Here is a 2,608-nt window from a genome sequence, read left to right on the forward strand (position 1 = left end):
GTTATAGAGACTGGTTCTCAAGAGGATCTGGCCAGACCAGGGCGGAACGGGGCGGGAGTTGCCTACAGCCCCTGGAGCCAATCCAGCAGGGCTTGCCGATCCCTGGGGGCCAAGGCCAGGTAGCTCTTCCTGGATGCCTCCGCTTCGCCCCCATGCCAGCGGATGGCCTCATCTACGGTGCGGGCCCGTCCGTCATGGAGATAGCCCGCCTTGCCGTGTACCCGGTTGGTGAGCCCCAGGCCCCAGAGGGGCGCCGTGCGCCACTCCGCTGAACCGGTGTAACCATGTTCCGCCACGCCATCGTCAAGGCCAGGCCCCATGTCATGCACCAACAGGTCCGTATAGGGCCAGATGGTTTGAGCGCGGATGGCCTGCACCACCACGTCGGGATCGGCGCCGGTTGCATGGCTGGGTACATGGCAGGCGGCACACTGCAAGCCCCCGAACAGGGACGTGCCTTTGGACACCACAGGATCCTTCCCGGACCACTTGGTGGCGGGCGCCCCGAGGCTCTGGCTGTAAAACGTCACCGCTGTCAGTTCCTCCCAAGTGATATCCGCCGGTTGCCCTTCGGTCGTCGTGCTGGTCTCCGGTCCCGCTGCCGTGGTCAGACCCATATCGTTGAGGTAGGCCTCAGCCGTCTGTTCCTGCACAGTGGCTGTCCCCGCTTTCCAACCAAAGCGCCCCAGGGCCTGCTGGCCATGCTCGTCTTCCAGAAGGACGGCCCGGCCGGAAATGCCGTCCCCGTCCCGGTCGTCGGGATCGGCATGGCTGAGGATCTCCTGATCCGGAACGGCTTCCAGGAGACCCAGGCCAATGAGGGGGGGCGCTGTTCGCAGAGAGCGGTTCATCTCCTCATCCGCCACCACGTCCCCATTGGGACGGATCAAGTCCACATGAACCTTCTGCAGGGGCGGTTCATTGCCGGCCCGGGGTTCCTCCTGCCATGTGAGATCCATGGTGGCCTCCGGCTGGTGGCCGAAAATTGCGTGATCCTGGATTTGCCAACCCCATTCAGGCACCGGCGTTGCGCCCTCGGCCTCCTGAAGCGCCACCCGCACCAATGAGACACCGGGAACAGGGGCGCCGCGGCCGTTGCGCACATGGCAGGCAACGCAGGAATTGGCATTGAACAAGGGTCCCAGGCCCGCATCCTGATGGGTGGCCAGGGGGATATGGCTGCGTTCAAAGAGGGGATCGCCAACATCATGGCGGGCGATTTCATCCGGAGTCAAGTTCGATGCCGGCTTCTCAAACGCTGCCGAAGTACGGTTGAAAACCGTTAAAGCGCCGGCAGAAAGCTGGGAATCTACTGCCGGCAACGGATTCTGGGCAACCACCACCAGCAGCGCCACCAGAATTGCACTGGCCAGGACAAAGAGTGGACGACGCACCACTCCTGCTTTGTCCCATTTCATAAAGCCTTTGCTTGGCACAAGCACAATTGGGCCTCAACCTGGCATGTCAAAAGCTGTCCAGGGTTTCCAGCGCCTGGGTCATCAGGTTGAACGCTTCTTCCGTGGCCTCGATGGCCGTCTCCATGGACTCCACCACAGCGGGATCATCCAGCCGCTGGCTCAGCATGGAGGGCAAGGCCTCGGCAGCGGCAAGGCTCATGGTCAGAGACTCCGAAAGCTGTTCCGCCAGATCGGCATCCTCTGCGGTCAGCAGTTGCTTCAGGCCCGTGTCCTCAAACACCCGCTGAGCGCCAACCACGTTGAACACAATGTCCGTATTGGTGGCGCCGCTGAAGCGGCTCTCCAGGCCCTCCGGCCCCTCCTCCAGAACAGCCCCCAGCTTCTCCAGATGCACCTCTTCCAGGGTGCCGATGGCGCCTTCAATCATTTCAAGGACAGTGGCATCGGGATCGCCCATCAACTCGGCGCCATAGCCGTCGGCTCCCGTCCAACTGCTCAGCAGTTGCTCAGCGGTGTCGTGGAAGGCTGCTCCCGCCAGAGCAAGGTAGGCGGTCTGCTGGGGCGTGAGATCAGCCGCAGCAGGACGCTCGTTGCCGTCTCCATAAAGAACAAACTCGATGCCGTGGAAGCCGATGGAGGTGGCGCCCAACCGGGAGAAGGTGTCTGCCGTGAAGGGATCCGTCGCCAGGGCTTGGTCCAGTTCCAGCACGCTTACGGGCCAGTCGTCCAGATCACTGTCCAACCCTTCTGTTTCCGCAGGACCGAAGGCCCAGCTTTCCGTTATTTCCCAGAGTGGCCGGGTTTCGACCCATTGCTGACGGGCTGCCGCCAGGTGGGCGTCCGTCGGGTCGTTCGCCAATGCCTGGAGCGCCTCCTCAAGGGCTCCACTCTCTTCCGCCAACTCCGCGTAGGCGGGCAGCACCAGATCCTCGACAAAGTTACGGCTCACGCTGGCGGGGGTGACCCCATCGGCGCGCATGTTCTTTTCGGCGCAACCAACCACAAGCAAACCTGCCATCAGCGTCAGCGATGCCTTGGAGACAAAAGGACGAAATTCAGTCATGGGGGACATGTAAGGCTCCAGCAAAAATTCAGAGAGATTTGGCCCATCATCTCCCTTAGCCAGGCCATCCTTCCCCATATCCTGTGGTTGGCTCTATCCAATCAGACTCGCCCCCGTTGACCTCGGT

General features: G+C 62.2%; 2 protein-coding genes. Both read right to left on the reverse strand.

The genetic code is table 11. From position 1 onward, the window contains the following. Positions 1-62: 62 nt before the first annotated feature. Complete coding sequence (locus BG35_RS0108915; protein ID WP_236619843.1) at positions 63-1,394, reverse strand: di-heme oxidoredictase family protein; 1,332 nt, start codon at positions 1,392-1,394, stop codon at positions 63-65. Positions 1,395-1,464: 70 nt separating this feature from the next. Next, positions 1,465-2,481 (reverse strand): imelysin family protein, encoded by a 1,017-nt coding sequence (locus BG35_RS0108920; protein ID WP_161632592.1) that lies wholly within the window; start codon positions 2,479-2,481, stop codon positions 1,465-1,467. Between the last annotated feature and the right edge of the window lie 127 nt (positions 2,482-2,608).

The sequence above is a fragment of the Candidatus Synechococcus spongiarum SH4 genome, assembly GCF_000586015.1.
Lineage (GTDB): Bacteria > Cyanobacteriota > Cyanobacteriia > PCC-6307 > Cyanobiaceae > Synechococcus_B > Synechococcus_B spongiarum_F.

Excerpts from the sequence above, each read along its gene's own strand:
- BG35_RS0108920 (WP_161632592.1), bottom strand. The coding sequence starts at position 2,481 with ATGACTGAATTTCGTCCTTTTGTCTCCAAGGCATCGCTGACGCTGATG.